General features: G+C 48.3%; 22 protein-coding genes. 8 read left to right on the top strand and 14 right to left on the bottom strand.

Features of this window, described 5'->3' with window-relative positions:
* Position 1: 1 nt before the first annotated feature.
* Positions 2 to 1,864 (top strand): alkaline phosphatase D family protein, encoded by a 1,863-nt coding sequence (locus tag Q1A08_RS17850; RefSeq protein WP_299775423.1) that lies wholly within the window; start codon positions 2 to 4, stop codon positions 1,862 to 1,864.
* Between the two features lie 11 nt (positions 1,865 to 1,875).
* On the opposite strand, the gene Q1A08_RS17845 is transcribed toward Q1A08_RS17850, so the two are convergent.
* Positions 1,876 to 2,658 carry a transporter substrate-binding domain-containing protein gene (locus Q1A08_RS17845; protein WP_299775421.1) on the bottom strand — a complete coding sequence of 261 codons (783 nt, stop codon included), beginning with the start codon at positions 2,656 to 2,658 and terminating at the stop codon, positions 1,876 to 1,878.
* Positions 2,659 to 2,841: 183 nt separating this feature from the next.
* Between Q1A08_RS17845 and Q1A08_RS17840 the strand changes: the two genes are divergently transcribed.
* Positions 2,842 to 3,210 (top strand): DUF6463 family protein, encoded by a 369-nt coding sequence (locus tag Q1A08_RS17840; protein ID WP_299775419.1) that lies wholly within the window; start codon positions 2,842 to 2,844, stop codon positions 3,208 to 3,210.
* A 309-nt stretch (positions 3,211 to 3,519) separates the two neighbouring features.
* On the opposite strand, the gene Q1A08_RS17835 is transcribed toward Q1A08_RS17840, so the two are convergent.
* The 8 genes from Q1A08_RS17835 to Q1A08_RS17800 all read right to left on the bottom strand — a co-directional run bounded on the left by Q1A08_RS17835 (position 3,520) and on the right by Q1A08_RS17800 (position 11,634).
* Complete coding sequence (locus Q1A08_RS17835) at positions 3,520 to 4,812, bottom strand: adenylosuccinate synthase (protein WP_299775417.1); 1,293 nt, start codon at positions 4,810 to 4,812, stop codon at positions 3,520 to 3,522.
* A gap of 36 nt (positions 4,813 to 4,848) precedes the next feature.
* Positions 4,849 to 6,045, bottom strand: a complete 1,197-nt coding sequence (locus tag Q1A08_RS17830) for an ATP phosphoribosyltransferase regulatory subunit (RefSeq protein WP_299775415.1) — start codon at positions 6,043 to 6,045, stop codon at positions 4,849 to 4,851.
* 351 nt (positions 6,046 to 6,396) lie between these two features.
* Positions 6,397 to 7,278 (bottom strand): protease modulator HflC, encoded by an 882-nt coding sequence (hflC, locus tag Q1A08_RS17825; RefSeq protein WP_299775413.1) that lies wholly within the window; start codon positions 7,276 to 7,278, stop codon positions 6,397 to 6,399.
* Entirely contained in the window at positions 7,278 to 8,432 is a 1,155-nt protein-coding gene (gene hflK / locus Q1A08_RS17820; protein WP_299775411.1) for an FtsH protease activity modulator HflK, read from the bottom strand. The genes hflC and hflK overlap by 1 nt, the downstream gene beginning before the upstream one ends.
* A gap of 144 nt (positions 8,433 to 8,576) precedes the next feature.
* Positions 8,577 to 9,890, bottom strand: a complete 1,314-nt coding sequence (gene hflX, locus Q1A08_RS17815) for a ribosome rescue GTPase HflX (protein WP_299775409.1) — start codon at positions 9,888 to 9,890, stop codon at positions 8,577 to 8,579.
* Between the two features lie 15 nt (positions 9,891 to 9,905).
* Positions 9,906 to 10,157, bottom strand: a complete 252-nt coding sequence (gene hfq / locus Q1A08_RS17810) for an RNA chaperone Hfq (protein ID WP_166850557.1) — start codon at positions 10,155 to 10,157, stop codon at positions 9,906 to 9,908.
* Positions 10,158 to 10,297: 140 nt separating this feature from the next.
* Positions 10,298 to 11,296: a tRNA (adenosine(37)-N6)-dimethylallyltransferase MiaA gene (miaA, locus tag Q1A08_RS17805; protein WP_299775405.1), complete on the bottom strand. Its 999-nt coding sequence runs from the start codon at positions 11,294 to 11,296 to the stop codon at positions 10,298 to 10,300.
* Positions 11,297 to 11,457: 161 nt separating this feature from the next.
* The gene (locus tag Q1A08_RS17800; RefSeq protein ID WP_299775403.1) at positions 11,458 to 11,634 is read right to left on the bottom strand and encodes a hypothetical protein; all 177 of its coding nucleotides are present in this window, start codon (positions 11,632 to 11,634) and stop codon (positions 11,458 to 11,460) included.
* Between the two features lie 87 nt (positions 11,635 to 11,721).
* Here Q1A08_RS17800 and Q1A08_RS17795 point away from each other — a divergent pair, with 87 nt between their 5' ends.
* Positions 11,722 to 14,154, top strand: a complete 2,433-nt coding sequence (locus Q1A08_RS17795) for an EAL domain-containing protein (protein WP_299775401.1) — start codon at positions 11,722 to 11,724, stop codon at positions 14,152 to 14,154.
* Here the strand turns inward: Q1A08_RS17795 and mutL are convergent.
* From mutL to Q1A08_RS17775, 4 genes are all read right to left on the bottom strand, one after another.
* On the bottom strand, positions 14,138 to 16,030 hold the full coding sequence (gene mutL / locus Q1A08_RS17790) for a DNA mismatch repair endonuclease MutL (RefSeq protein WP_299775399.1): 1,893 nt from the start codon (positions 16,028 to 16,030) through the stop codon (positions 14,138 to 14,140). The genes Q1A08_RS17795 and mutL overlap by 17 nt on opposite strands.
* 130 nt (positions 16,031 to 16,160) lie before the next feature.
* Complete coding sequence (locus Q1A08_RS17785; protein WP_299775397.1) at positions 16,161 to 17,516, bottom strand: N-acetylmuramoyl-L-alanine amidase; 1,356 nt, start codon at positions 17,514 to 17,516, stop codon at positions 16,161 to 16,163.
* A 202-nt stretch (positions 17,517 to 17,718) separates the two neighbouring features.
* Entirely contained in the window at positions 17,719 to 18,219 is a 501-nt protein-coding gene (tsaE, locus tag Q1A08_RS17780; protein ID WP_299775395.1) for a tRNA (adenosine(37)-N6)-threonylcarbamoyltransferase complex ATPase subunit type 1 TsaE, read from the bottom strand.
* A gap of 13 nt (positions 18,220 to 18,232) precedes the next feature.
* Positions 18,233 to 19,750, bottom strand: coding sequence for an NAD(P)H-hydrate dehydratase (locus Q1A08_RS17775; protein ID WP_299775394.1), 1,518 nt, complete (start codon positions 19,748 to 19,750; stop codon positions 18,233 to 18,235).
* Between the two features lie 106 nt (positions 19,751 to 19,856).
* On the opposite strand from Q1A08_RS17775, the gene queG reads away from it, so the two are divergent.
* Positions 19,857 to 20,954 (top strand): tRNA epoxyqueuosine(34) reductase QueG, encoded by a 1,098-nt coding sequence (gene queG / locus Q1A08_RS17770; RefSeq protein WP_299775392.1) that lies wholly within the window; start codon positions 19,857 to 19,859, stop codon positions 20,952 to 20,954.
* A 126-nt stretch (positions 20,955 to 21,080) separates the two neighbouring features.
* Here queG and orn read toward each other — a convergent pair whose 3' ends face one another.
* Positions 21,081 to 21,635: an oligoribonuclease gene (gene orn, locus Q1A08_RS17765; protein ID WP_299775390.1), complete on the bottom strand. Its 555-nt coding sequence runs from the start codon at positions 21,633 to 21,635 to the stop codon at positions 21,081 to 21,083.
* A 103-nt stretch (positions 21,636 to 21,738) separates the two neighbouring features.
* Between orn and rsgA the strand changes: the two genes are divergently transcribed.
* From rsgA to asd, 4 genes are all read left to right on the top strand, one after another.
* Positions 21,739 to 22,758 (top strand): small ribosomal subunit biogenesis GTPase RsgA, encoded by a 1,020-nt coding sequence (gene rsgA, locus Q1A08_RS17760; protein ID WP_299775388.1) that lies wholly within the window; start codon positions 21,739 to 21,741, stop codon positions 22,756 to 22,758.
* A gap of 61 nt (positions 22,759 to 22,819) precedes the next feature.
* Positions 22,820 to 24,343, top strand: a complete 1,524-nt coding sequence (locus Q1A08_RS17755; RefSeq protein WP_299775386.1) for a hypothetical protein — start codon at positions 22,820 to 22,822, stop codon at positions 24,341 to 24,343.
* Between the two features lie 192 nt (positions 24,344 to 24,535).
* A complete protein-coding gene (locus Q1A08_RS17750; protein WP_299775384.1) occupies positions 24,536 to 25,354 on the top strand; it encodes a rhodanese-like domain-containing protein in 819 nt (272 codons plus the stop codon).
* 13 nt (positions 25,355 to 25,367) lie between these two features.
* Positions 25,368 to 26,234: an archaetidylserine decarboxylase gene (gene asd, locus Q1A08_RS17745; protein ID WP_299775382.1), complete on the top strand. Its 867-nt coding sequence runs from the start codon at positions 25,368 to 25,370 to the stop codon at positions 26,232 to 26,234.
* Positions 26,235 to 26,254 lie beyond the last annotated feature (20 nt).

The raw sequence follows: 26,254 nt of genomic DNA, 5'->3' as shown, positions 1-26,254 counted from the left end.
AATGCAAGACACAGCCACACTGCCTGATGTACTGGCAGGCCCAATACTGCGCCATATTGACCAAGAAAATTTCACTTTATGGATTGCTACAAGCCAGCCGCTTACTGGCCAGCTCATTATTGAAAGTGAAAAAGGCGATAAGCAAAGCATTAACATTGATGAGCACAACTGTGATCACATTCAGCTTGGTGAACACTGCTTTATCCAATTACTTAGTGTAAAAGTGGCATTGAGCACTAAGCAGGATTACTTTTATCAACTGACAGTTCTGAGCGAAGCATTCAATTCATCGCTAAAATACAGTAGCGATGAAGCCACCCGCTTTCGCCTGAAGAGCGAAATTGACCGCATTTGGCACGGCTCCTGTCGCAAGCCCCATCACCCACAGCGCGATGCTATCGCCAGCATGGATGATCGTTTAGCCGAAATGAAAAGCAGCGACGAAAGACCTGCATTACTAATGATGAGCGGCGATCAAATCTACGCCGACGATGTGGCCGGCCCAATGCTCGCGGCAATTCACCAACTTATCGATCAGCTCGGCCTGTTTACAGAATCCTGGGAAGGTGCGATGGCCAATAGCCAATCGGCTCTGCTGGACCACCCGTACTGTTACTACCAGCGAGAGAAATTACTGCCACAAGATAAAAGTAATCAGGAAGTTACCGACAGCTTTTTCCGCGGCGCTCGCAAACCAATTTTCACTTCGGCCGGTGCGCATAACCACTTAATCACATTGGCCGAGAGCATTGCAATGTACCTGCTTTGCTGGTCTCCTAATCTTTGGCCTCTGATCAACTGGCAAAGCGCCAGAGAAAAAATTCCTGCCGAATATTTAGCTCGTTATGACCAGGAAAAACAAATACTCGACGGTTTTATTCGTGAGCTACCCAAAGCTCAGCGAGTACTCGCTAGCTTGCCTTGCTATATGATATTTGACGACCATGATGTCACCGACGACTGGAACCTAACCCGAGGCTGGGAAGAAGCTGCTTACAACAACCCCTTGTCGCGGCGTATTATCGGCAACACCCTAATCGCGTACTGGCTTTGCCAAGCCTGGGGAAACCGTCCAGAAAAGTTGCAAGACTTAAGAGAAGATACTCGCCATTGTTTTACCCAAAATGGTATCGAGCAACATGAATCACTTATCGACACCGTTCTAGACTGGCAAGAATGGCATTACTGCATAGATACCAAACCCAAAGTCATCGTACTGGACACTCGTACTCATCGCTGGCGCTCAGAAAGCAGCCCAGGAAAACCTTCAGGACTAATGGATTGGGAAAGCCTTAGCGAACTACAGCAAGAACTGATTGGCGAAGACTCGGTCATCATGGTTTCACCTGCACCAGTATTTGGGGTGAAACTTATCGAAGTCATTCAACGAATATTTACCTTCTTTGGCAAGCCACTTTTAGTGGATGCCGAAAACTGGATGGCACATCCTGGCGCAGCCAATGTCATGCTAAATATATTTTTGCATGGCAAAACACCACCAAACTTTATTATCCTCTCTGGTGATGTGCATTACTCCTTTGCCTATGACATTAGCTTGCGCTTTAGAAAAAATAGCCCTCGTATATTGCAGGCTACCGCGAGTGGCTTTAAGAATGCCTTCCCTGGTAAGTTATTGAGCTGGCTGGATAGACTAAACCGCCTATTCTACGGCTCAAAGTCACCTTTAAACTGGTTTACTCAACGCCGAAAAATGCGCATCAAACACAGGCGCCCCAACAACAAAAACAGCCGTACACTGTACAATCATGCCGGTTTTGGTGAACTACAGCTTGCCGATAAAATTGAAGACGTAGAAGTATTGGTGCACGCCAGCAATGGAGAAACCGTTCGCTTTCATGATTAGCATAAAAGCGATCAGTTAGACTGGTATTTTTTTAACAGCTCTAAATAGGACTGGCTTTGCTTAAATTCTAGCAAAGCCTTTTCGAAACGAGCTTTCAGAGCTTTTTGTTTGCGCTTTTTTGAAAAAACAATGTAAGTGGGCCATTCTAGGACAAGCTCTTGCGCATTATCAATAAAGCTATTCGCAACAACTTTATCTTCAATACCCATCCTCTTTAGATTCCAGAGAACTCTTCTCTCATCTCCAGCTATCACATCCACCCGACCCGTCAGCAGCATTTTCAAATTGGCTTCAGTATCACTGGAGATAGTATTGCTAAAAAATTTCTGGTCAATTGCTCTTCTTAAAATCCCATGACCATAAAGGCAGCCTCGTTCGGTGCCAATACGATAGGCATTCGCTTGCTGATAATCGCTTGCCAAACTGATAGCCTTCGTTTTAAGACGATACAACTTATAGCGCTCAACAATGATAGGGCTGCTCATATAGTCACCCCATCGCTCGCGCTCGCTATCTGGCCCAGACATAAACACAAAATTACTTCGCCCATCTTCCGCATCACGCAGCGCACGCTTCCAAGGCTGAATGTGAATATCTATAGGGGGTAAATCTAGGCGGCGTTCTAGTTCACGAATAATTTCAACAGCCAAACCGGATAGTTCCCCTTCGTCTTGGTAGACGTATGGAGGAACAGAGCTCGTACTGGCATGTAAATTAGCCGCAGCTAATTGTATAGGAAATACCGCCAGAGTTATGACAGCTAGTAACACAGGAAAAATGGCAGCTTTGTACATCGCAATGCTCGCTACTTCTTAGTTCAGTTTCTTTTTTATACCTACGCAGACAGTATGCCTCGCTTCAAGAAAGATTAACACAATCGTGATATCACTAATTTGAGCTATCTTAAGGCATTTAAAATACCATTATAAACTCAAAGGCCTTAAGCTAAGACCAACACAGAATAATAAAGGGCTAATATGAAAAACTGGAAAGGCATATGGATTATTGTGGTTGCGCTACTGCACACACTCTTTGGCATCAGCAGTTTTACTAAGGAGCTGCAAGAAATTGGGCAGCAAGGTTTTATAAACGGTATCAATAATATCGAACAAAGCCTTGCCACATGGTTTTTACTGTTCGGATGTTTGCTGTTTGTAATTGGTCTATTGGTGCTGAGCATTGAGAAGCATGGCCAAGCCGTACCCAAGACGATAGCCATAGTCTTATTGGTGATTAATTGCCTTGGGGTAACTCTAATGCCCGCCTCAGGATTTTGGTTGCTTTTCCCGCCGTTGCTGGCAATGTTAATTTACAACGAAAACTCTGTAGGTAGAGCGGATTCCTGACCGCTTTTAGCCCCCGATCATAAGATGTAGAACGCGCTTAAACCGTCCAAGGGCGCTCGACTTCGCAGCGTCCGTGCTGCTCTACGGTTCTTCATCTTATGATCGGGGACTAAAATCTACATTGGAGATTAACCGATAGTACTGCAAAAACTCTTCACCGCCGGATGGTGCGAATCCACGGATTGAGCTCGTTCCAGATTAGGCTCTACAGGGGCAAAAAGCGGCCAGACATCTACTCCTTTGTACAACCCAGAAACAAAAACGCCCAGCATAAGCCAGGCGTTTTGAACTTCACGAACAAACTAATTATTACGCAAATGGCTGACGCAAAATAATGGTTTCTACGCGATCAGGGCCTGTTGAAACGATATCAACCGGCGCACCAACAAGCTCTTCCAAGCGCGCAATATAATCGCGCGCCGCTTGCGGCAAGACATCAATCGATTGAGCACCCACAGTAGACTCAGTCCAACCTGGCATCTCTTCATAGATTGGCTGCACTTCTTCCCAACCTTCCGCATCAAAAGGTACAGAAATAGCATTGCCCGCTTTATCTTGGTAGCCCGTACAGATGCACACCTTCTCTAAGCCATCTAAAACATCAAGCTTAGTTAGGCACAAACCAGAGATAGAGTTAATACGAATAGCATGTTTAACCGCTACCGCATCGAACCAACCTGTGCGTCGCTCACGACCAGTGGTTGCACCGAATTCATGACCAACAACACCCAAGTGCTTACCAACTTCACAAGACAGCTCGGTAGGGAAAGGACCAGAGCCAACACGCGTGGTATAGGCCTTAGTGATACCCAAAACATAATCCAAATAAAGTGGACCAAAGCCAGAACCAGTAGCTGTACCACCTGCAGTGGTATTTGAAGAAGTTACAAATGGGTAGGTACCATGATCGATATCCAATAAAGAGCCCTGAGCACCTTCAAACAAAATGTTTTCGTCAGCTTCACGAGCATTGTGCAGCATATCGGTTACATCAGCGACTAATGGACGTAACTCCTCGCCCCAAGCCAAAGCATCGGCCAAAACTTTATCGTAATCTAAAGGCTCAGCCTTGTAGTAATGCTCAATCGCGAAGTTATGGTATTCCAACACTTCTTTTAGCTTCGTCGCGAAGCGATCAGCATTCATTAAGTCACCCAAACGCAAACCGCGACGAGCTACTTTGTCTTCATAGGCAGGACCAATACCACGACCAGTAGTACCGATTTTTTTGCTGCCGCGTGCAGCTTCACGAGCCTGATCCAAAGAAACATGGTAAGGCAAGATCAAAGGGCAAGATGGTGACAAGCGCAAACGCTCGCGTACCGGCACGCCTTTAGCTTCCAGCTCAGCCATTTCTTTTAACAAAGCATCGGGAGCCAACACCACACCGTTACCAATCATGCAGGTTACGCCATCGCGCAAAATACCCGATGGAATCAGGTGTAATACGGTTTTTTCACCTTCAATAACCAAAGTGTGGCCTGCATTGTGACCACCCTGAAAGCGAGCCACCAAGGAAACTTGATCAGTAAGTAGATCAACAATCTTACCCTTACCCTCATCGCCCCACTGGGTGCCTAAAATAACTACGTTCTTGCCCATGTTTTCACGCTCTTAACTGTATAAAGCTTTGCTGGCTTAACGCCACTCAACGACTTGGTAGTCGCCATTAATTAACTCTAGCTGGCGATCACAGGCCAACTCTTCTTGGATGGCCACTTGATCGGCCAAACCACAAACTACTCTTTCACCTTGGCTGCGCAATGTTTGAATTGCCTGCCACTGAGCGGGATCTTCACTGGCTGGGGCGTAAATGCCCTTCACTTCAGCAGGACTCGATTCCAACAACTGCGCCAACTTAGTCACATCAACAGCAAAACCTGTCGCGGGCCTCGCACGGCCAAACACTTCACCAATGTGATCATAACGGCCGCCATTGGCAATCGCCTGACCAACGCCATCGGCATAAGCCGCAAACACCAAACCTGTGTGATAGTTATAACCACGTACCTCAGAAAGATCGAAGTACATCTGGGTATCCGGATAACGCTGCTCGATAACTTGCGCAATAGCCTCTAACTCATCCAGCGCAGCTAAAGCATCTTCAGATACACCTTGGAACCACTGCCTAGCTTTGGCCAACACTGACTGATCTCCAGCGAGGCGCGGCATCATCTGTAGCAAATCAATATACTCAGCGGACAGCGATAAACCTTCCAGCCATTGTTCCAGTTCTGAGATCGCTTTGTGTTGCAGCAGGTCAAAAAAGGTTTGTTGCTCTTGCTCATCCAGGCCGGCAGCCTCGGCAACAGCGCGATAAATACCAACATGACCTAAGTCGATATTGGCTTTTTCAATTCCAGCTAATTTGAGTGTTTCCAACATTAAGGAAACCACTTCAATATCGGCGTCTAAACCTGCCTCACCAAATAGCTCCACACCCGCTTGAATCGGCGAGCGAGTGGCCAGTGGCCCCTTTGGCTTGGTGTGCAGAACATGGCCTGCGTAGCAGAGGCGATTTGGCCCCTGACGACGAAAACTGTGGGCATCCATACGGGCAGTTTGCGGAGTAATATCCGCGCGAATACCCAAGGTGCGGCCACTTAACTGATCGGTCATTTTAAAGGTCAGCAGATCAAGATCATGCCCAAGACCAATCAGTAGCGAATCTGTGTATTCAATCAGCGGGGGAATAACTTGGTCATAACCCCAACTGCGATAGGTATCGATCAAACGGCGGCGTAAAGCTTCGATTTTTGCCGCCTCAGCGGGCAGCATCTCTTCCACGCCATCGGGCAATAACCAGCGGTCGACATTGGCCGGGCCAGTGCTCATGGTGACAATCCTTCACGTTTAATTAATTCAGGTACATTTATCGGGACGCTTATCACGATCCCGCCCCAACTTATAAAAGCTAGGAATTTACGAATGTGTGAATCATTCACCGGGCCCTTGTACGACCGGGTGGTGCCGATGGTGACAGCGTCGTTAGGGATCACCCTCCAAACACTAATGGAGCTGGACAAGCCCAGCTCACCACTTGCGAACCTACTCTTCTCAGGGCCGTTTTTGGCCCACACACAAAAAAACCGGACCAAGGCCCGGTTTTTCTGATTTTACCATTTTCTTTGCCATGGAAAATAGCCCCTTGGGCTATTTCCTCATGGACAATGGTCTATTTAAGGCTTACTTGGAAGATTTGCCTTGGGAATTGTTCAAATAGCGGAAGAAATCGCTCTTTGGATCCACCAACAACATATCTTCACGACCCTTAAAGGAGTTCTTATAGGCATTCAAGCTGCGCACAAATGAATAGAACTCAGGGTCTTGATTATAAGCAGCGGCATAAATAGACGCCGCTTCCGCATCACCATCACCACGAATCAATTCAGACTCACGATAAGCTTCGGCCTCAAGTACGGCTTTTTGGCGGTCTGCATCAGCGCGGATAACTTCAGCCTGTTCACGACCTTTTGCACGATAATCACGGGCTTCCTTTTCACGCTCTGAGGTCATACGGTCATATACCGAGCCACTAACATCTTCAGGCAAGTCAATTTTCTTCACTCGCACATCGACCAGCTCAACGCCGATTTCCTTCTGAGTAATCTCATTCAGATCGCGGGTTAAGTCGGCCATCAGTTCATCACGCTCACCACTAACCACCTCTTGTAGTGAGCGGCCACCAAACTGGTTACGCAGGCCTTCATTTACGCGTTGGCTAAGCAAACGTACGGCTGTACGCTCCTCACCTGAGGTTGCTTGATAGTAAGTACCAACATCAGCAATGCGCCACTTAGCAAAAGAGTCTACCATCAAAGCTTTTTTCTCAATGGTAAAAATACGCTCAGGAGGTGAATCTAGAGTCAGTATCCGTGCGTCAAAGCGACGAACATTATTCATAAAAGGCACTTTGAAACCTAAGCCTGGCTCTATATCGGCTTTTTCGATAGCTCCGAAACGCAGCATTACCGCACGCTCAGTTTCATTAATTATAAACAAACTGCTAGAGCCGATCAGTAAGGCCAGCCCCATGAGCAGTAAGCCAAATAACGTTTTAGTACTCATTAGCGAGCCTCCCTACGACGACTGGCCGCAGCATCACGACGCAACTCGTCGATCACACGGTTCTTAATATCACGCACCACATCTGGTGAAACCACCTGACTGGATGGGTAGCTACTACCACTTGGTTTGGCAATCTTATCCAGAGGTAAGTACAGCATGTTATTGCCACCTTCCACATCGATCATCACTTTGGATGAACGCGCCATCACCTGCTCAACCGCATCTAGATACATGCGCTCACGGGTTACTTCTGGGGCTTTTTTGTACTCTACTAAAAGATCGGTAAAGCGCTCTGCCTCACCTTTCGCACGACTAACTACCTCGGCTTGATAGGCATTAGCCTCTTCCACCATACGCTGGGCCTTACCTCGCGCCTCAGGAATAATGCCATTGGCATAAGCCTGAGCTTCGTTTTCGGTACGAGTTTTGTCCTCTCGAGCTTTAATCACATCATCAAAGGCGTCTTGCACTTCACGTGGCGGCTCAACGCCCTCCATGTTTACCTTGCTGACCAAGATACCGGTTTGATAGTTGTCCAAATACTCCTGCAGGCGAATCTGCACGTCCTGGGCAATCTTTTCTCGACCCACCGTTAGCACATCATCCATGCGTGATGAACCGACAACATGGCGCAAGGCGGAATCGGTTGCCTGCACTAAAGTGCCGTCCGGGTTTCTTACACGCAGGGTGTAAGCCTCCGGGTCGGCAATGTTGTACTGCACCGACAAATCAACCTGAACGATATTTTCGTCTTTCGTCAGCATTGAAGACTGAGCTGCATGAGTACGTTGTTTCGTAACATTTACAATCACAACCTGCTCAATAAAAGCCGGAGCAAATTTCAATCCCGGCCCCATAGTGCGGTCATATTTGCCTAAAAACAAAACGACACCACGTTCCTGCTCATCAATCTGATAGAGGCTCTGAACTATGTAAAACACACCCAGAACAATAAAGATCAGCATAAATGGCAAGCCACTTCCCTTACTGGAAGAGCTACCACCGCCATTACCGCCAAAGACACTATCGAGGCGATCCTGGAGTTTTTTAAACACTTCGTCTAAATCCGGCGGGCCATCGTTTTTATTGCCACCGCCGCGGTTTCCACCGCCCCAAGGGTCTTTATTGTTCCCACCCGGTTCATTCCAGGCCATAGAGTTTCTCCAGTCAAAAGGCGGTAAACCACCTGTGAATTGTTATTCATCAATATAAGGCTGATACGCCATTTTACAAGCAAACTTACGCAACTTAATAGCGCAGTACTACGCTAAATTGCGGCAAAAAGCACAAAGTAAAACTTAGCCTGTAGCATTAGCCGCTATTTCAACATCGGCTTCTTTTAAATTTTCTGCGGCTAAGATTCGACAAAAATCACTACGCGGCATCCGCAATTCAAGCTGCATGACGCCCTCGTCATTATAGCCTTCTGCCAACACCGCGTTGTTGGCATAAAAGCGAGAGCGCAAACGCCCACTGGCCGCTACATCTATGCCCGCCATGCTGTAGGTTTGATGGATCATATCGCGGCCGACTCGCTCAGCAATAGCCTGCAAGAGCAAGTCCACACCTTCACCGCTCTGAGCCGAGAGCCAAACGGCCACCGGCTGACCGGTATCGTCTCGATCTATACGAGCTGGCAAGCCCATCAAATCAATTTTATTCATGATTTTCAGCGACGGAATCTCTCCGGCGCCGATTTCATCCAAGACCTCAGCCACCGCCTCAATATTACGATCACGCTCTTCGGCTGCGGCGTCGATAACATGCAACAACAAATCCGCATTGGCCGCCTCTTCGAGTGTTGCTCTAAATGCTTCTACCAGCTTGTGAGGCAAATGCGAAACAAAACCTACCGTATCTGCAAGTACCGCCGCACCAACACCGTCCAACTCAACACGGCGCATGGTAGGGTCAAGTGTTGCAAACAGCTGGTCCTTTACATAAACACCGGCCTCGGTAATGATGTTAAATAAGGTCGATTTACCCGCATTGGTGTAGCCTACCAACGATACGGTGGGTAAATCTGCGCGCTGGCGAGAGCGGCGCCCCTGGTCACGCTGCTTGCGTACTTTTTCCAAGCGCTTTTCGATGGTCGTAATACGGCCACGTAAAAGCCGACGGTCTGACTCAAGCTGCGTTTCACCCGGGCCACGCAGGCCGATACCACCTTTTTGGCGCTCAAGGTGAGTCCAACCTCGAATCAAGCGGGTAGACATATGACGCAATTGCGCCAACTCAACTTGCAATTTACCTTCGTGGGTGCGGGCGCGCTGGGCAAAGATATCTAGGATCAATCCGGTGCGATCTAGCACTCGGCACTCGAGCTCTTGCTCAAGATTACGCTCTTGGCTGGGGCTCAACACATGGTTAAAAATAACCAATTGGGCACCATGCAGCTGCACTAGCTGCTTGAGCTCATCAAGCTTGCCACTACCAATGAAAAAATTTGAGGTGGGACTTTGACGCTGGCCAGTTACAAAAGCAACTGGGTCTCCGCCGGCTGAAAGCACTAGCTCTTCAAATTCACGCGGGTCGTCTGAATCATCACTGCGAGAGAGATCCAGGTGAACCAGAACCGCCAGCTCACCTGAATCGGGTCGATCAAAAAACAAGGTTACCCTCTTTGATTAACCTTCTTCGCCTTCACCTGCTGCTGGATTCAGCATAGGCACACGAACTGGGCGAGAAGGAACAACCGTAGAAATTGCATGTTTATAAACCATTTGGCTAACGGTGTTTTTTAGCAAAACCACAAACTGATCGAAAGATTCGACCTGGCCTTGCAACTTAATACCGTTTACCAAGTAGATGGACACTGGAATACGCTCTTTACGAAGCACATTCAGGTAAGGGTCTTGTAGGCTATGCCCCTTTGACATTGTTATTCTCCTTAAAAATAAGCAAAAAACTTCCTGCAAAAACACTCTTCAAAGCCAAAAATCGCTGGGGACGGCTCAAAAGAGGCAGAAACAAGCGTAATAAAGGTCTCAAATGAGGCCTTTTACAACTGACATAAACATTATATGTCCTTTCGGGCAATAAATCCCATTGCTTGGGCGATAATTTCACCTTCCGGTAACAATTGCCCATCTTCTTTGTCTATGTAAACCCAGTTTAGTTCAGGCCAGCCCCTTAGCCAGGTCAATTGCCTTTTCGCCAACTGACGGGTTGCCACAATGGCTTTTTCCACAGCTTCATCCAGGGTTAACTCACCATCTAGGTACTGCCAGATTTGACGATAGCCCACGGCTCGCACAGATGGCAAGGCGACATGTAAATCAGTCCGTCGGTACATTGCCCTTACTTCATCCAATAGGCCCAGCTCGATCATTTGTCGATATCGCTGCTCAATTCTCCGATGCAATAAGCCTCGATCGTGCGGTGCTATGGCCATTTGCAATACTTGGTAACGGTCTTGAAAACTATCCCCTGCACCCGCCTGCTGTTGCCTGCGCAACTCGGTGATGGTCTGGCCGCAGGATCGATACACCTCTAAAGCACGACTGAGGCGCTGAGAATGATTCGGATGAATGGCCGCAGCGGCTACAGGGTCCACTTTTTCAAGCTCAGCATGCACAGCTGGCCAGCCCTGCTGCTGTGCCAGCTGTTCAATATCTGCACGAATAGTAGGATCTGCCGCTGGCATGTCAGCCATGCCCTCAAGAAGGCCCTTAAAATAAAGCATGGTGCCACCCACCAAAACAGGGGTTTTGCCGCGAGCGATAATCTGCTCAACCAAAGCTTCGGCATCGACACGAAAATCGGCAGCGCTATACGGGCTGGCAGGATCTCGAATATCAATTAAATGGTGCGGAACTTGTGCAAGTTCAGCAGCACTCGGTTTAGCCGAACCAATATCCATTCCGCGATAGACCAAGGCGGAATCGACACTAATAATCTCTACCGGCAGCTGCTTTGCTATCTCCAAGGCAAGGGCCGTTTTGCCAGAGGCCGTCGGCCCCATTAAAAACACTACTTGTGGCAGGGTGCTATCTCCAAAAGATATAGTAAACGTCATATATTCAGTATAACTGCGAATTAAATTATTCTCTCACCTTCGCGCTATTTAGTGCAAAAACTGGCTATATAGAACTTAATAATTAGGGCTTATCTGCCGATAATCGTTAAGTAAGCATGACAAGGTTTCCATTTTTGAACAGCGCCCCATAATTTAGTCTGTTATTTAGGGATAATCGCCTGTTCCAACGTCATGCGCTGCAAAAAGGTATTACCATTAAGCGTAGCAGCCAATAATGCAGTAAATGATTCTAATACTAGACTATGCTTAGGAGTGCGGCGCAAAGATCGCTGCACGTGTCGCAGTAACAATGGATTGAAAATAAATGGGAGCCGCATCGCCGGCACCCCTAGCGGAATCCTCTAGGACGGCTGAGCAACAGCCAAAAAGACAGCCCCAATGCCTAAAGCCAGCAAGAGTACACAATGTTTATCAGTCTAAGATGGAAAGCCACTCTTGCCGTTAGTCTATTACTGGCATTTTTATGTGGCGTCTTCTTTTACTTTATTGATCAAAGAGCGAGCAAAGCTAACGCCAATGAGCGCGCGGAAATTCATCAACAACATATCAGCTTACTTAACGGCCTTATCACCCAGTCTGAACAACATTTAAAGCAAGTCGCCAGCGGTATTCCGGAAGCCATGAAATCCAACCCAGGCCAAAACTTAGAGCAGGTTATTGCTCGCTATTGGCTGTATCTGCAAGCAGACTGGGGAATTGAAGGCATCACTCTTTATTCTGACAGCGGCAAGAAATTAAACAGCTGGGGGCAATCGCCCGGAATGCCAGACAATTTGATCAAGCAAGCCTTAAACGGAACCCAATCGGGCTCAAAGATAAGCTGTGAAAGCCACTGCCTGCAATCCATACTGGTGCCACTAATTGGCCCCCGCGGCCCGCTCTTGATCCAAATCGATGTTCAGCTTAGTCAAATGCTGGATGATTTTCGCCGAGTTACCAAAACCGATATCGGTATTATTAGTCGACGCCCGCATATTAAAAATCCTGACATCCCCGAGTGGGCGCAATCTATTTTGCACTTAACTCAAAGGCAGAAGAATCTAGCCCATATTATTAGACTTTCGCATCAAAGCAGCTTCACCGACAGCATCGGCACAAGCCAAAGTGTATCTTCAAATAATCGAACTTACGACATCAGTATCTTTTCGATGCCGCAGTTTATGGATGCTCGCTTGAGCTTCGTTATCCTAGCCGACATTAGTCAATCCGTTCAGGCAACCCAGGATATCGAGCAGCAGTCGCTCAGCCAGATTATTGGCCCGCTATTGATAGGTTGTATTGCACTGTACATTATGATGCTCTCCCCGCTTAATCGCATGATCCGTCAAACTAAAATTATGCGTACCTTAATCAAAGGGGAATATGAGCTGGCATCTAGCTTACTAAAAAAGCAAAAACCACGCCGCTTCTTTGCTGATGAAGTTGACCAACTCCTGGAAGCCGAGGGCGAGTTATCCACCCAGCTGGATCAGCTGCAAATGCAGTTACAAGAAAGCACTGACGAGCTTAAAAACTTAGCCATGTTTGATAATCTAACTGGGCTGGCGAATCGGTATTGTTTTTTAAAAGAAATCAAACTGCGCCAACGACGTTACAAACGAAATCAAACAGGTTTCGCTTTATTGTTTTTAGACTTGGACAATTTTAAACGCATCAATGATTCGCTTGGCCATAGCGCCGGCGACAAATTACTGGGTATTGTTTCAAACCGTTTAAAATCTTGTGTGCGTGCGGCAGATGTTGTTGGCCGTCTGGGCGGTGATGAGTTCTGCATTCTAATTGATACCGTAAAAGACCCCAGCGAGACTCACGCATTGGCGTCTCATATCCTCAGCACCTTAATTATGCCGATCCATATTTCTGGAACCGAGATTAACATCTCTGCCAGCATTGGAATCGTTGTTGCCCCTCATGATGGCATCAGCACTGAAGAGCTTCTTCAAAACGCTGACCTAGCAATGTATCAGGCGAAAGCCATGGGCCGTAATAAATACTGCCCGTTTAGCAAAGAGCTTACCCTGCGAGCGGCCCGCCAGCTGTCACTTGAAAACGAATTGCGTAGCGCTCTGGCCAATCGAGAATTTGTATTGTATTTCCAGCCCCAAGTGCATATCCACAACAGTGAGATATGCGGCATGGAAACCCTTATCCGCTGGAACCACCCAAGCAAGGGCATGCAATACCCTGATCAGTTTATCGACACACTAGAAGAGACCGGCTTAATTGTTCCCGTGGGCGAATGGATTCTAAAAGAAAGCTGCCGTTTAGTTGCCGGCTGGCTACAGGCTGGCTTACCCCCCATTAAGGTGGCGGTAAATATTTCGGCTCGACAATTTACCGACCCAGGCTTTTTAAGATCAGTAGAAAAAACCTTAGCAGCCACTGGGCTCCCGACCGAGCATCTTGAGCTGGAAATTACCGAATCCATGGTAATGGGCAATATGGAAGAGAGCTTTGAGCTTTTGCAAAAGCTACGTGATTTAGGGGTTACCCTATCGATAGATGATTTTGGTACCGGCTACTCTTCCCTAAGCTACTTGAAATCACTGCCAGTAGATATCCTAAAAGTCGACCGTTCCTTTGTTATGGACATTCCTAGCAGCCAGAGCGATATGGAAATTACGGCGGCGATAATCGCCATGGCTCACAAATTGCAACTGAAGGTTGTTGCAGAGGGCATCGAAAACCCAGAGCAACATCAGTTCCTAAATCAAAATGGCTGTGATTATGGTCAAGGCTATCTATTCGCCAAACCCCTTACACAGAAAGAACTTATTGAACTGTTAAATGCCCAGAGACAACAAAGGGAAAACGATTCCCTTACTGTCCCCGCATAAAGAGCTTATCCATTTCGTCCAGGCTTAGCATCGACCAGGTTGGACGCCCGTGATTACATTGGCCGCTGCGCTCGGTGGCCTCCATATCCCTTAACAAAGCATTCATTTCTGCAATGCTAAGTTTGCGATTCGCTCGCACAGATCCATGGCAGGCCATAGTCGCCATAATTTCATTGGCGTGCTCGGTGATACGACGACTATCGCCGTACTCAATTAAATCAGACAGCACATCTCGCACCAGGGTTTCCACATCAGCCTTGTGCAACATCATCGGAACCTGGCGAACCAACAAAGTCTCTGGGCCCGCTCTTTCGATCACAAAGCCCAATGAGCTAAAGTTATCACTAAACTGCTCAGCAAAATCGGCTTCTTTTTGGCTTACCGCTAAACTTTGCGGTACCAACAAGGGCTGAGCTTTAATGCCTTCGGCGGCAAAAGAAATCTTCATCCGCTCATACACCACCCTTTCGTGAGCGGCGTGCATATCAACAACAACCATTCCCTGTGCATTTTCAGCCAGAATATAAATGCCTTTTAATTGCGCAATCGCATAGCCCAATGGCGGAATTTGTTCGTCTTGTGTTTCAATATTTTCTAGCGAGCCGCCCTGTGAACTTGGCGCAACAACTTGAGCGTAGTTTGCCATCTGCTCACGCAATTGATGCTCGGCAGGACGTTCCGGCGCATAAGCAGGCGCAGAGGATGGTGCAAAGCTGGACTGGTTTGGCGTCATATTGGCACTGCTAAAGCCAGCACTTTGGGCACGGAAATCCATCGCCTCCTGCTGTTTAAACTCCCCTGCCGCTACACCGCTAATCGGTGCTGTAGTGGCCTGTAGAACATTGGCATCAGCACTCGGTAATTGATCATCTGGGCGAACTTCGGCAAGAGCCCGATGCAAGCTTCGAAACAAAAAGTCATGCACCATACGGTTATCGCGAAAGCGAACTTCATGCTTGGTAGGGTGAACATTGACATCCACAGTAGCCGGATCTAGCTCAAGGTATAAGACATACGCCGGGTGGCGACCATGATACAAAACATCTTGATAAGCCTGCCTTACTGCGTGGGTTACCAACTTATCTCTAATGGCGCGCCCATTGACATAAAAGTGCTGCATATCCGCCTGGCTGCGGGAGAAGCTTGGCAAGGCGACCCAACCCCATAAACGCAAGCCACTGCGTTCGATATCCAAGTGCACCGCATTTTCCATAAACGCTGGGCCACAGATCTGCGCTAGGCGACGTTCTTTTTCATGCTGATTGCTGGCAACAGGGAGATTGTGAATAGCTTTGCCATTGTGACGCAGCACAAAATTGACATCAAAACGTGACATCGCTAAGCGCTTAATGACATCGTCGATGCGATTCATCTCAGTTTTTTCTGTACGCAAAAACTTTCGGCGAGCCGGAGTATTGAAAAACAAATCCCGCACCTCGACCGTAGTGCCCTGTGGATGCGCAGCAGGCTTAAGCTCAGCGACCATATCCCGCCCCTCGGCACTGGCCTGCCAGGCTTGTCCAGCCTCCCCAGAATTACTGGTGAGAGTTAAACGAGAAACCGAGCTAATACTCGCCAAAGCCTCACCACGAAAACCCAAAGTCCCCACAGCCTCAAGGTCATCTAGCTCATAGATTTTACTGGTGGCATGGCGAGAGAGCGCGAGTGGTAAATCCTCTTTTGCCAAACCGCCGCCATTATCCCTAACACGCATCAATTTAACACCACCAGCTTCAATCTCTACTTCAACTCTAGTGGCACCGGCATCTAGGCTGTTTTCCAGCAGTTCCTTAATCACAGAAGCGGGCCGCTCGACCACCTCACCAGCGGCAATCTGGTTAGCAAGGCGGGGGCTAAGTAGCTTGATTTTCGACATGGGCAATAGATCCGTACAGACAAGGCGGGAAGTGTAACGAGGTTCGAGGAGTTTATCACCCCCAAAGAATATGAGCTGAACCTTTCGGAAGGAAGCTAGAAGGAAGCAAGAAGCGAGACTAAGACGGAGCTTAAGAAGTCGGGATTTTTAAGCGCTGGCCAACCCGAATACGGGAACTGCTTAACTTGTTAGCCTTTTTGATAGCCGCTACCGAGGTTTTGTATTCCACAGCAATGCCAGACAGTGTATCGCCACTGGCAATAATATACTCTTTGGAGCGGCCATTTTGCTTACCGTTTTTCACCCATGCCAAGTAAGTGCCTACTGGTGGTTTATCATCAAAGTAGGTCCTAACCCCCTTAAAGATCTGGCTGGCCATCTTTTTACGATAACGGCTGCTGCCTAAGTTTTTAGCTTCTTTAGGATTGGAAATAAAGCCAGTTTCCACCAATATCGAAGGCACATCCGGCGACTTCAACACCGCAAAGCCAGCCTGTTCAACACGGCGCTTATGTAACTTGGCAATCTTACCCATCGATTTGAGTACTTTATCGCCCACCTGCAAGCTTGAACTTAAGCTAGCGGTCATCGAAAGATCCACTAAAACACCCGCTAAGACCTCATCTTTATCTTCTAAACTTACGCCTCCCACACCACCGATTAAGTCGGCCTCGTTTTCTTTGCGGGCGAGAAAGCGAGCTGTTTCTGAGGTTGCACCACGTCTAGATAAGGCGAACACCGAGGCACCACTCGCACTAGGGTGTTTGAAGGCATCCGCGTGCACTGAAATAAATAAATCGGCGCGCATATCGCGAGCAATGTTCCGGCGTTTTCGTAAACCGATATAGTAATCGCCAGTGCGAACCAGCTTTCCTTTGTAGCCCTTCACCTGATTGATTTGGCGCACCAGCTCTTTGCTGATAGCCATCACTACATTTTTCTCTCGCAGGCGGCCTGGCCCTATAGCGCCAGGGTCTTCACCACCATGCCCTGCATCAACTGCAATAATGATGTCACGCTTTTGGCTGGGCTGGCTCTGCTCCAACTTTTTTTCAGTGCGCAGATTTTTATCGAATAGATCCAGCACCAAACGGTCAGGTTTATCGCCGTGGCTTTTCAATAAAAAGCTACGCGGCTTCACCTGCTCATTGAGATCCAGCACCACACGTAAATCATGCTTATCACGCGCGCCACTGCGAATGCGTCGAATAGGTGTCTTGCTAAGATCGATGTCAGCAAGTGCAAATTGGTTGCCAGCAGACTCCATATCCAAAACCAAGCGATGAGGATTCTCTAGGCTGAACAACTTATGCTCTAAAGGACCCGATAGGTCAAATACAACCCGGGTATGATCTGGCGCACGCCACAAACGCACACCTTCAATTTGAGCTTTGGCCTGCAGGAAGGAAGTATGTAGTAAAGACAATAGGAGAAGCCCTAAACCCAATGATTTAGGCAGCAAAATTTTACTTGCTCGAAAGCCCATCGCTTCCCCCGATTATGGTCAAACACAACTGCGAGAAAACCGCAGATGCACACGCTCTTTTATAATTAATTCACTGCTACTTATGGCAGTTAAATGGCCTTATAGCTAGCTTATGCTGCTAGTCTTTAAAGGTGAACTAATAGCTCTAGTATAGCCGCTTTTTTTATGTGCTGTTAACACCCTACTAGAAAGCCGTTTTTTATTAGGCCAGCTTTTTCAAAATTCGTTCACTAGCGGGATTCTGTGCCTGTAACTCTATGCTCCTGCCCGTTCCCTGAACCGTTATCTCAATAACAATATCCGCCTCTGGTAAAAAGCCTTCCCCTCGACTCGGCCACTCGATCAAACATAGATGCCCTGGAGCAAAGTAATCTCGTATCCCCATATATTCCAACTCTTCTGGATCCGCTAAGCGATACAGGTCAAAGTGAAACACCGGCACAGTTAAATCATAAGGTTCAACTAGCGTATAAGTGGGGCTTTTAACGGCGCCTTGATGGCCAAAGCCACGCAGAATACCGCGACTAAAGGTCGTTTTTCCGGCGCCTAAATCACCCAAAAGAAAAACCACCAAGCCATCTGGAAAATTCAGCGAAAGCTCTTCCTTTGTTGTACTTAACTGCTCTTGCAAGGCATTTGAAAACTCAGCAGCCAACTCAAGGCTGGCAGTCTCATCTGCCAACTCTTTAACAATTTTCACCATCAAAGTCTCACCATCAAACTTGCGCCAATAACTCAGATAAGTAGGGGATCAAATCCGCGGCAAGCATGCCTCGTTGACCAAACTCATCGGCCGCCAAATCACCGGCGTCACCATGTAAGCACACTGCCAAGCGGCAAGCATCACCAGGGGACATACCTTGCGCGATCAGGGCCGCAATAACGCCACTTAAGACATCACCCATGCCTGCGCTTGCCATGCCTGGGTTACCCACACTGGCTAGGCCAATCGCCGCTTGATGACAACAAATTAGACTGCCCGCGCCTTTTAGCAGCACCGCGCCGCCATATTTTTGCTGCAGCTTAGCAACACTGGCAAAGCGATCCTGTTCTATATCGCTGATTTCACAGGCCAATAAGCGGGCCGCTTCTCCAGGATGTGGAGTTAATACCCAGTTGTCTCTGGCACCCTCGATAACACGAGCCTCAGCCAACATATTCAAGGCATCAGCATCCATCACCATCGGCACATTTTGTTCAGCACAGTAATCCGAAGCTTGCTGTAAAAGTTGCTCAGACCAAGGGCTGCGCCCCAAGCCCGGACCGATAACCACGACAGAGGCTTTTTCCAACAATGGCATAAGCTCTTGACCTGAAACCACCGCCTGCGCCATTAACTCAGGGCGTCGACTGACAATTGCGGCAATATGTTCGGCTCGAGTAGCCACACTAACCAAACCTGCGCCACAGCGCGCGGCCGACTCTGCAGATAGTAAAGCCGCACCGGCATAGCCATGGTCACCACCAATCACCAAAACATGACCAAAGCGACCTTTATGGGCATCGGCCTCACGGGCCGGTAAGCGCTCCAATAGTTGAGCGCTGCTCATCCTTTCCACTTCAGCGACTTGAGAATTGCAGTCGTCAGCCACCCCCAAGCCATCAAAATAAAGCTGGCCACAATGTTTAGGGCCTCGGGCAGTCAACAGGCCGCGCTTTAAACCAATAAAGCAGACTGTGATATCAGCATTTACCGCGGCTTCAGCGTGACCTGTATCGGCACATAAGCCCGATGGAATATCCAGCGCAACTACAGGCTTATTAGCTTCATTAATCTGGGCAACAGCTGCAGCATAGTCGCCGCGTGGCGCGCCACGGCTTCCGATCCCCAACAGGGCATCAACCACCACCTCACCAGCGATGCCACCATGCTCTTGGAAAGGCGCCATTATCACACCTTCCTGTCGTGCAAACTGATAAGCCTTATGGGCATCAGCTGGCAAATTTTCTGGATCGGCCAATTGCACGATATCAACAGCAATTCGTTTTTGAGCCGCTAGCGCCGCCACCACATAGCCATCTCCGGCATTGTTTCCAGCGCCACAAAAAACCGTCAGACTATCGAGATCTGGCCAATGCTCTAATAATTTTTCAAAAGCGGCTCGGCCAGCTCTTTTCATTAATTTTATACCGGGCACAGCAAGACGATTAATCGCCTCTTGATCCAAGGCTTTTACTTGTTCAGCAGTATATAATGCGCTCGGAAGAGCGGGGCTTTGCGTATGGTTTTGCATGGTTTTCTCTATCTATTGAGCCTGCGGATTCATTAATAGCCCAAGACTCACCAATGTTGTTATCGAATTATACCCAAGCCACAGCTGCAGGCGATAGGCACACTCTATGACTAAGCCAGATAAACTTGAGCAACTCGCGCAAATGATCCCTATTTGGGGGCGAGAGCTGGGTTTTCAGGAAGTCGGCATCAGCGATATAGATCTGCAAGAGCAAGAAGGCAAACTAAAACAGTGGTTGGATAAAGGCTACCAAGGCGATATGCAATGGATGGGTGAGCACGGCAATAAACGCAGCCGCCCTGAAGAGTTACTGCCGGGCACCCGGCGGGTGATCAGCGCAAGAATGAACTATCTGCCGCCCTCTACCGAGCCCATTCGAGTGCTGAAAGACTCTAACAAAGCCTATGTTTCTCGTTATGCCTTAGGGCGTGACTATCATAAATTAATACGTAAACGCTTAAGTCTACTCGCCAAACAAATTGAAGATTTTATCGGGCACGAACACGGCGCTCGAGCCTTTGTAGATAGCGCCCCCGTAATGGAGCGGCCACTGGCTGAAAAAGCAGGGCTTGGTTGGACAGGAAAACATACCTTATTGATCGACAGGGAGGTGGGTAGCTGGTTTTTTCTTGGTGAAATATTCACCAACCTAGAACTCCCCATTAATAAAAAACCCAGTGAGGAGCATTGCGGAGACTGCAAGGCTTGTTTGCAAGTCTGCCCTACTGATGCCTTCCCTGAGCCTTATGTATTAGATGCAAGACGCTGCATTTCCTATTTAACAATTGAGTTTGATGGAATCATTCCCGAAGAATTTCGCGACCCCATGGGCAATCGCGTATTTGGCTGCGATGACTGCCAAGCCATTTGCCCCTGGAATAAATATGCCCATAACACCGTAGAGCAAGATTTTTTGCCGCGCCACAAACTTCATGACAGCGATCTTTTAGAATTATTCAGCTGGACAGAGGAAGAGTTTTTACAGCGCACTGCCGGCTCGCCTCTACGCCGGATCGGTTTTCAACGCTGGCAAAGAAACTTAAGTATTGGTCTGGCCAATGCCGGCAGCGATGCCTTAATCATTAAAGCATTAGAAGAAAAATTACCCGAAGCTGATGCAGTATTGCACGAGCACTTTAGTTGGGCGATAGCCCAGCAAAAACAGCCCGGGCGTCGGCGTAAGCGCAAGATAAAACGTCAGTAGTGTTATTTTTTACTGAGATTTCATAAGCTCGCTGAGGCTTTGTAGATTCGCTGAAGACTTTGTAGATTCGCTGAAGGCTTTGTAAATTCGCTGAAGGCTTTGTAAATTCGCTGAAGGCTCTAAGGACTAGCCAAATTCAGGGTCGATAAATTGTCCTCGATAGTGCTTTAATTCAGCAATCGATTCACGGATATCGTCAAGGGCTAGGTGAGAGCCCTGCTTGCTAAAACCCTCTAAAGCACTGGGTCGCCAGCGTTTGGCTAACTCTTTAATAGTACTGACATCAAGATTTCGATAATGGAAAAAAGCCTCCAGCTCCGGCATATAGCGAGCCATAAAGCGTCGATCCTGACAAATCGAGTTACCACACATGGGCGACACAGCCGGGGGCAACCACTGACGTAAAAAGCTCAAGGTCTCCTGCTCGGCTTGTCCTAAATTTACCTGACTGCTCAATACTCGCTCAGTCAAACCTGACTCACCATGGGTCTTGGTATTCCAAGCGTCCATTTTTTCCATTCGCCCTTTGGGCTGCTTAATCGCTTGCACAGGGCCTTCGGCAAGAATATTCAAATCCGCATCGGTCACGATAGTGGCGATTTCAATAATCACATCACTCTCTGGGATCAGACCTGTCATCTCGAGATCGATCCAAATTAAATGAGTATCCGATACTGGCATTGAGTGTCCTCTTTATTAAGCGCAGCGACTGAAAGACTTGTTGCCAGAGCATTGTACTGGCACCATGGCGATCTTTCTAACTTAATTTTAGCACTCATATTGTATGTCGAAGCGCAAACTCAGCCGCCGCCAAGCTTGGCGTATTGAAAAGATCCAAGCCGAAAGGGCTGAACGGGCCAGTAAAAAGCGCAACAAGGAGCTAGAAAGCCTAGAAGCCGACAGCTTAGGCGACGAACAAAATGGCCTAGTCATCGCCCACTACGGCACCCAAGTTGAGGTCGAAAGCTTGGATCAAGATGAGGCAATCAGCCAACGCTGCCACCTACGTGCCAACCTTGGTTCCATCGTTACCGGTGACCGAGTAGTATGGCGTCAAGGGCAGACTATTGGTGTGATTGAAGCCGTATTGGAGCGCCGCAGCGTACTAACCCGCCCTGATAGCCATGGAAATATTAAAACCATTGCGGCAAACATTGATCGACTGGTCATTGTGGTAGCCCCCTACCCTGAGCCTTTTGGCAATCTTATCGATCGCTATCTAGTTGTCGCTGAGCTGCTTGGCTTTGAACCACTGCTACTGATCAACAAATGCGACCAGCTCGACGGTGGCTCTGAATCAGCAAAAGTATTAAAACTGGCCGAGCTCTACCAAGACTTAGGCTACCAAACTCTGCAGCTATCCGCCGCTACGGGGGAAGGCGTGGATGAGCTGACCGAGTTATTAAAACAAGGCACCAGTGTCTTTGTAGGTCAATCTGGGGTAGGCAAATCCTCGCTGATAAATAGCCTCATGCCAGGCCTAGAGCTGCGCACCGGAGCCTTATCTGCCGCACGACAAAAAGGCACCCACACCACCACCACAGCCCTGCTGCTGCACTTCCCTGGCGGCGGACATCTGATTGATTCCCCGGGTATTCGAGAGTTTGGCCTTTGGCCCCTAGAGGTCAATGAGCTGATGGCGGGCTTTAGGGAATTAAAAGAGTTTATTGGCCAGTGTCGCTTCAGAGATTGCCAACATGAAAAAGAGCCCGGCTGCGCCCTGCAAAAAGCCGCCGCTGAAGGAAGAATTCGAGCGGAAAGGATAAACAGCTACTATCATATCCTAAGGAGTTTTGAGGAGTAGCCCAGCCAAAGACAAGCTACCCACTTCAAAGCATCTGGCGTTGAATAATTAAGGGGTATGCATGTCTGCAGCAGCCAAGCTGGTAATCCGGCCTCAGGCAGAGGGTTTTCACTACTGGTCCAAAAAACTAAGTGAACTACACTGGAAAGTACTGCCAGGCAGTCGGCAACTCACCCTGAACGCTTGCCAAAAACCCAGCGCAACTGCCGCCTCTATCGCCAGCCTATGCCGGCAAGACCCTTTGCTATGCTGGCAACTCAGCCGCCGTGCAAACCAGCTCATTAGTGATCGTTCAAAATGGCCAGAACAACTTGAACAGCTCATTAGTTTAATCGGCATCCCGCAAGTTATCGAAACTATACGCAGCTGCGAAGAACTCGAACCAGAAGATTTGCAGCAACATTTCGCGGTACTAAGTCGAAGCCTCATCAACAGCAATCTAGCCAGTGAATTTTTCCGTCGTATTGCCTCAGTCAACAATAGCGACACCGCCAAACAATTCGAACTGAGCAGCTTATTTTTTAGATTGCCAGAATGGGGAATTGCCATCGACATGCCCCATATGCAAGTTCAACTGGAGTTTTTGCAGCACAATGGCGCCAGCTTACGACAAGCTCAACATAGCTTGCTGGATTGCCAATACAGTGAGGTCATGGCGGAATTTAGTCAGTACTGCGCCACTTTAAATAAGCTCAACCGTAGCTGGCAATATCTTAACAAAGACAGCCAGCAAGAATTTCGCCAAGCACTGCGTAGCTTTCAACAGCGTAAAAAAGGCCGTCCTAGCTCGATGCCATTTCAACCAGAGATGTTGCTGGTCACTTGCCATGGGCTTATTGAACAACTGTGGAATCCAACTGGCTTTGCAAAACATTTGCGCTTACTAAGCGGCGTCAGCGGTTTAAGCCGCAAGCAACTTAACGACCATTTGCAAAGCAGCATGCTAAGCATGCCTTGGCACTCTAGCCTCTCCTTAGATTACCATCCAATGCGCTGGCAACATTGCCAATGGCAGCTTAGCAACTGGCTGCCGAAGTTTGTCGCCGCCCCGTCCGAGGAAACCACGAACAAGGCTTCCCAAAGCGGGACTAAACCGTCGAATATCAATGGCGAAATACTTAAAAGCAGCCTAAAGCGACTATTAAGCAAGCAAGCCTTTAAAAGCAGCAAACATCTGCTGGAGTTTACCCTGCAAAGCTTAAGACGAGGCCTGGCCAGCAAGGCTGGCTTAATTTGGGTGAACAACCGCGGGGAACTCAAAAGCCGGCACCACTATGGCCTTGAGGAAGGTATCAGCCCCAATCCATTCACCCCCAGCAACAGCCGCAGCGATATATGCCATCGCCTCATGCAAAAATCCGCTTGCGTGCGCCTCGATGCCAAGCACCCAAGCCTCCCTGCTGAGCTAAAGGCACTCCTTCACCCAGGGCAAGAAATCGCTTTAATGTCGATCTTAGTGGCCAATAAGCCCGCAGCTTTATTGATGCTAGTACAAGATGAAAAGCTCGATGATGAGCATCTAAGATTCTTCAAGCAGCTAGGTCATGGCTTTCATCAAGCCTTATTACAGCAGCTAAAAGCTTAGCCGTATGCCCTAATCGTTAAGGAACCTCTGAATAATGCAGATTAGCTCAGGCTTCAGGGCTGCGCTGAGCAAAACCTGTATTATTCAGAGCTGCCTTATGCTTTGCTATAGCGTTAGCGCGAGCTTCTAGCTTGGCATACAATAAGCCCCTACGCGCCCGAAAAATGCTTTAGAAAAGAATAAGGAACTGCTATGCCAGGAGCTTCCACATTGTTGCCCCTAATTGTTGAGCCAGAGGACTTCCAAACCCTAGAGGCTCCAGCTCAACTTATTATTGCTGATCTTTGTGATCGCGAAAGTTATCTCAAGGGCCACCTGCCTGGCGCCATCCATATAGAACCCAAGGCCACGACTCGCGGCGGTAAACCACCGGGCCTATTACCCGAGCAAGAGCAACTGCAAAGCATTGTCGATAAACTAGGCCTGCAAGCCGACAGCCACTTGCTGATCTACGACAATGAAGGTGGCGGCTGGGCCGGACGCTTTATTTGGCTGCTCGACTGCATTGGCTTTCACAACTACAGCTATCTTAATGGCGGCCTGACCGCTTGGCAGGCTATAGCAGGTACACTTGAGGCTGGTGAATCTGAGGCGCAACAAGCCGCCAGTTACCCATTTAGCATTAGCGAAGCCCCGAGCGTTGAGCACAAGGAAATTGAGTTTTTATTGGGTGCCCCTGGCAGCATCGATATTTGGGATGCCCGTAGCCCCGAAGAATTCCGCGCTGAAAAAGTACTTACCGAACGTGGCGGACACATTCCAGGAGCCATTAATGGCAACTGGCTCGATTTTATGGATCGAGACAAACATTTAAAAATTCGCACTGATGCGCGTGATTACTTAAAGGCTCTAGGAATCGATGGCAGCCGCCCTATCGTTACCCATTGCCAAACCCACCACCGCTCAGGCTTAACTTACTTAATCGCTAAGGCATTAGACTACGATGTCAGGGCCTACCCAGGCTCCTGGTCAGAGTGGGGCAACCTTAGCGATACAGAAATTTCTTCATAGGTAAACATTATTCATGGACAAGTTATTTATCGCCTTTCAATACTTGGTGCCCCAGCATTTGCTGTCTCGTCTAATGGGCAAGATCGCTAATAGCCAAAGCAAATGGTTAAAAGATCCTTTCACTCGCTGGTTTGTCGATCGCTTTGATATTGACATGAGCGAAGCCGCCGAAGAAGATCCTTGCGCTTATGCCAGCTTTAACGACTTTTTTACGCGCGCCCTAAAAGAAGGCGCCCGCCCGATTGACAACAGTGAAAACAGTATTGTTTTTCCAGCCGATGGGGCGATCAGTCAGCTTGGCGAGATTCAGCACGGCCGAGTTTTTCAAGCCAAAGGTCAAAGTTATAGCACCTTAGAATTACTGGGTGGCGCTAACGATTTAGCCGCTGAATTTAATGACGGAAAATTTGCCACGGTGTATTTATCACCTAAAGATTATCATCGCGTTCACATGCCTCGCGCCGGCAAGCTGCGCAGCATGATTCACGTGCCCGGCGATTTATTTTCAGTTAACGAAACCACCGCTGAAAATGTTCCGCGTTTGTTTGCCCGAAATGAACGAGTCGTTTGTGTTTTCGACACCGATATAGGACCAATGGCCGTAGTACTCGTTGGGGCCATGATTGTCGCCAGCATCGAAACCGTTTGGGCCGGCCAAATCACACCACAGCTAAAACAAATTGTTCGCCATGACTACGACCAAATTATCGATGACATCACGCTCGACAAAGGTGAAGAAATGGGCCGCTTTAAACTAGGCTCTACAGCGATTGTTCTATTTGCCAAAGATACAATGAACTGGCAAGAAGAATTAAGCGCTGGCAACCCAACTGTAATGGGGCAAGTTATGGGGCAAGAAACTAGCAGCCCTGAAGAGTAAGAGAAACGAAATAATTGGAA

Source organism: uncultured Pseudoteredinibacter sp. (assembly GCF_947500695.1).
In the GTDB taxonomy this organism is placed as follows: domain Bacteria; phylum Pseudomonadota; class Gammaproteobacteria; order Pseudomonadales; family Cellvibrionaceae; genus Pseudoteredinibacter.
This window is presented reverse-complemented; position numbering and strand designations above follow the sequence as displayed.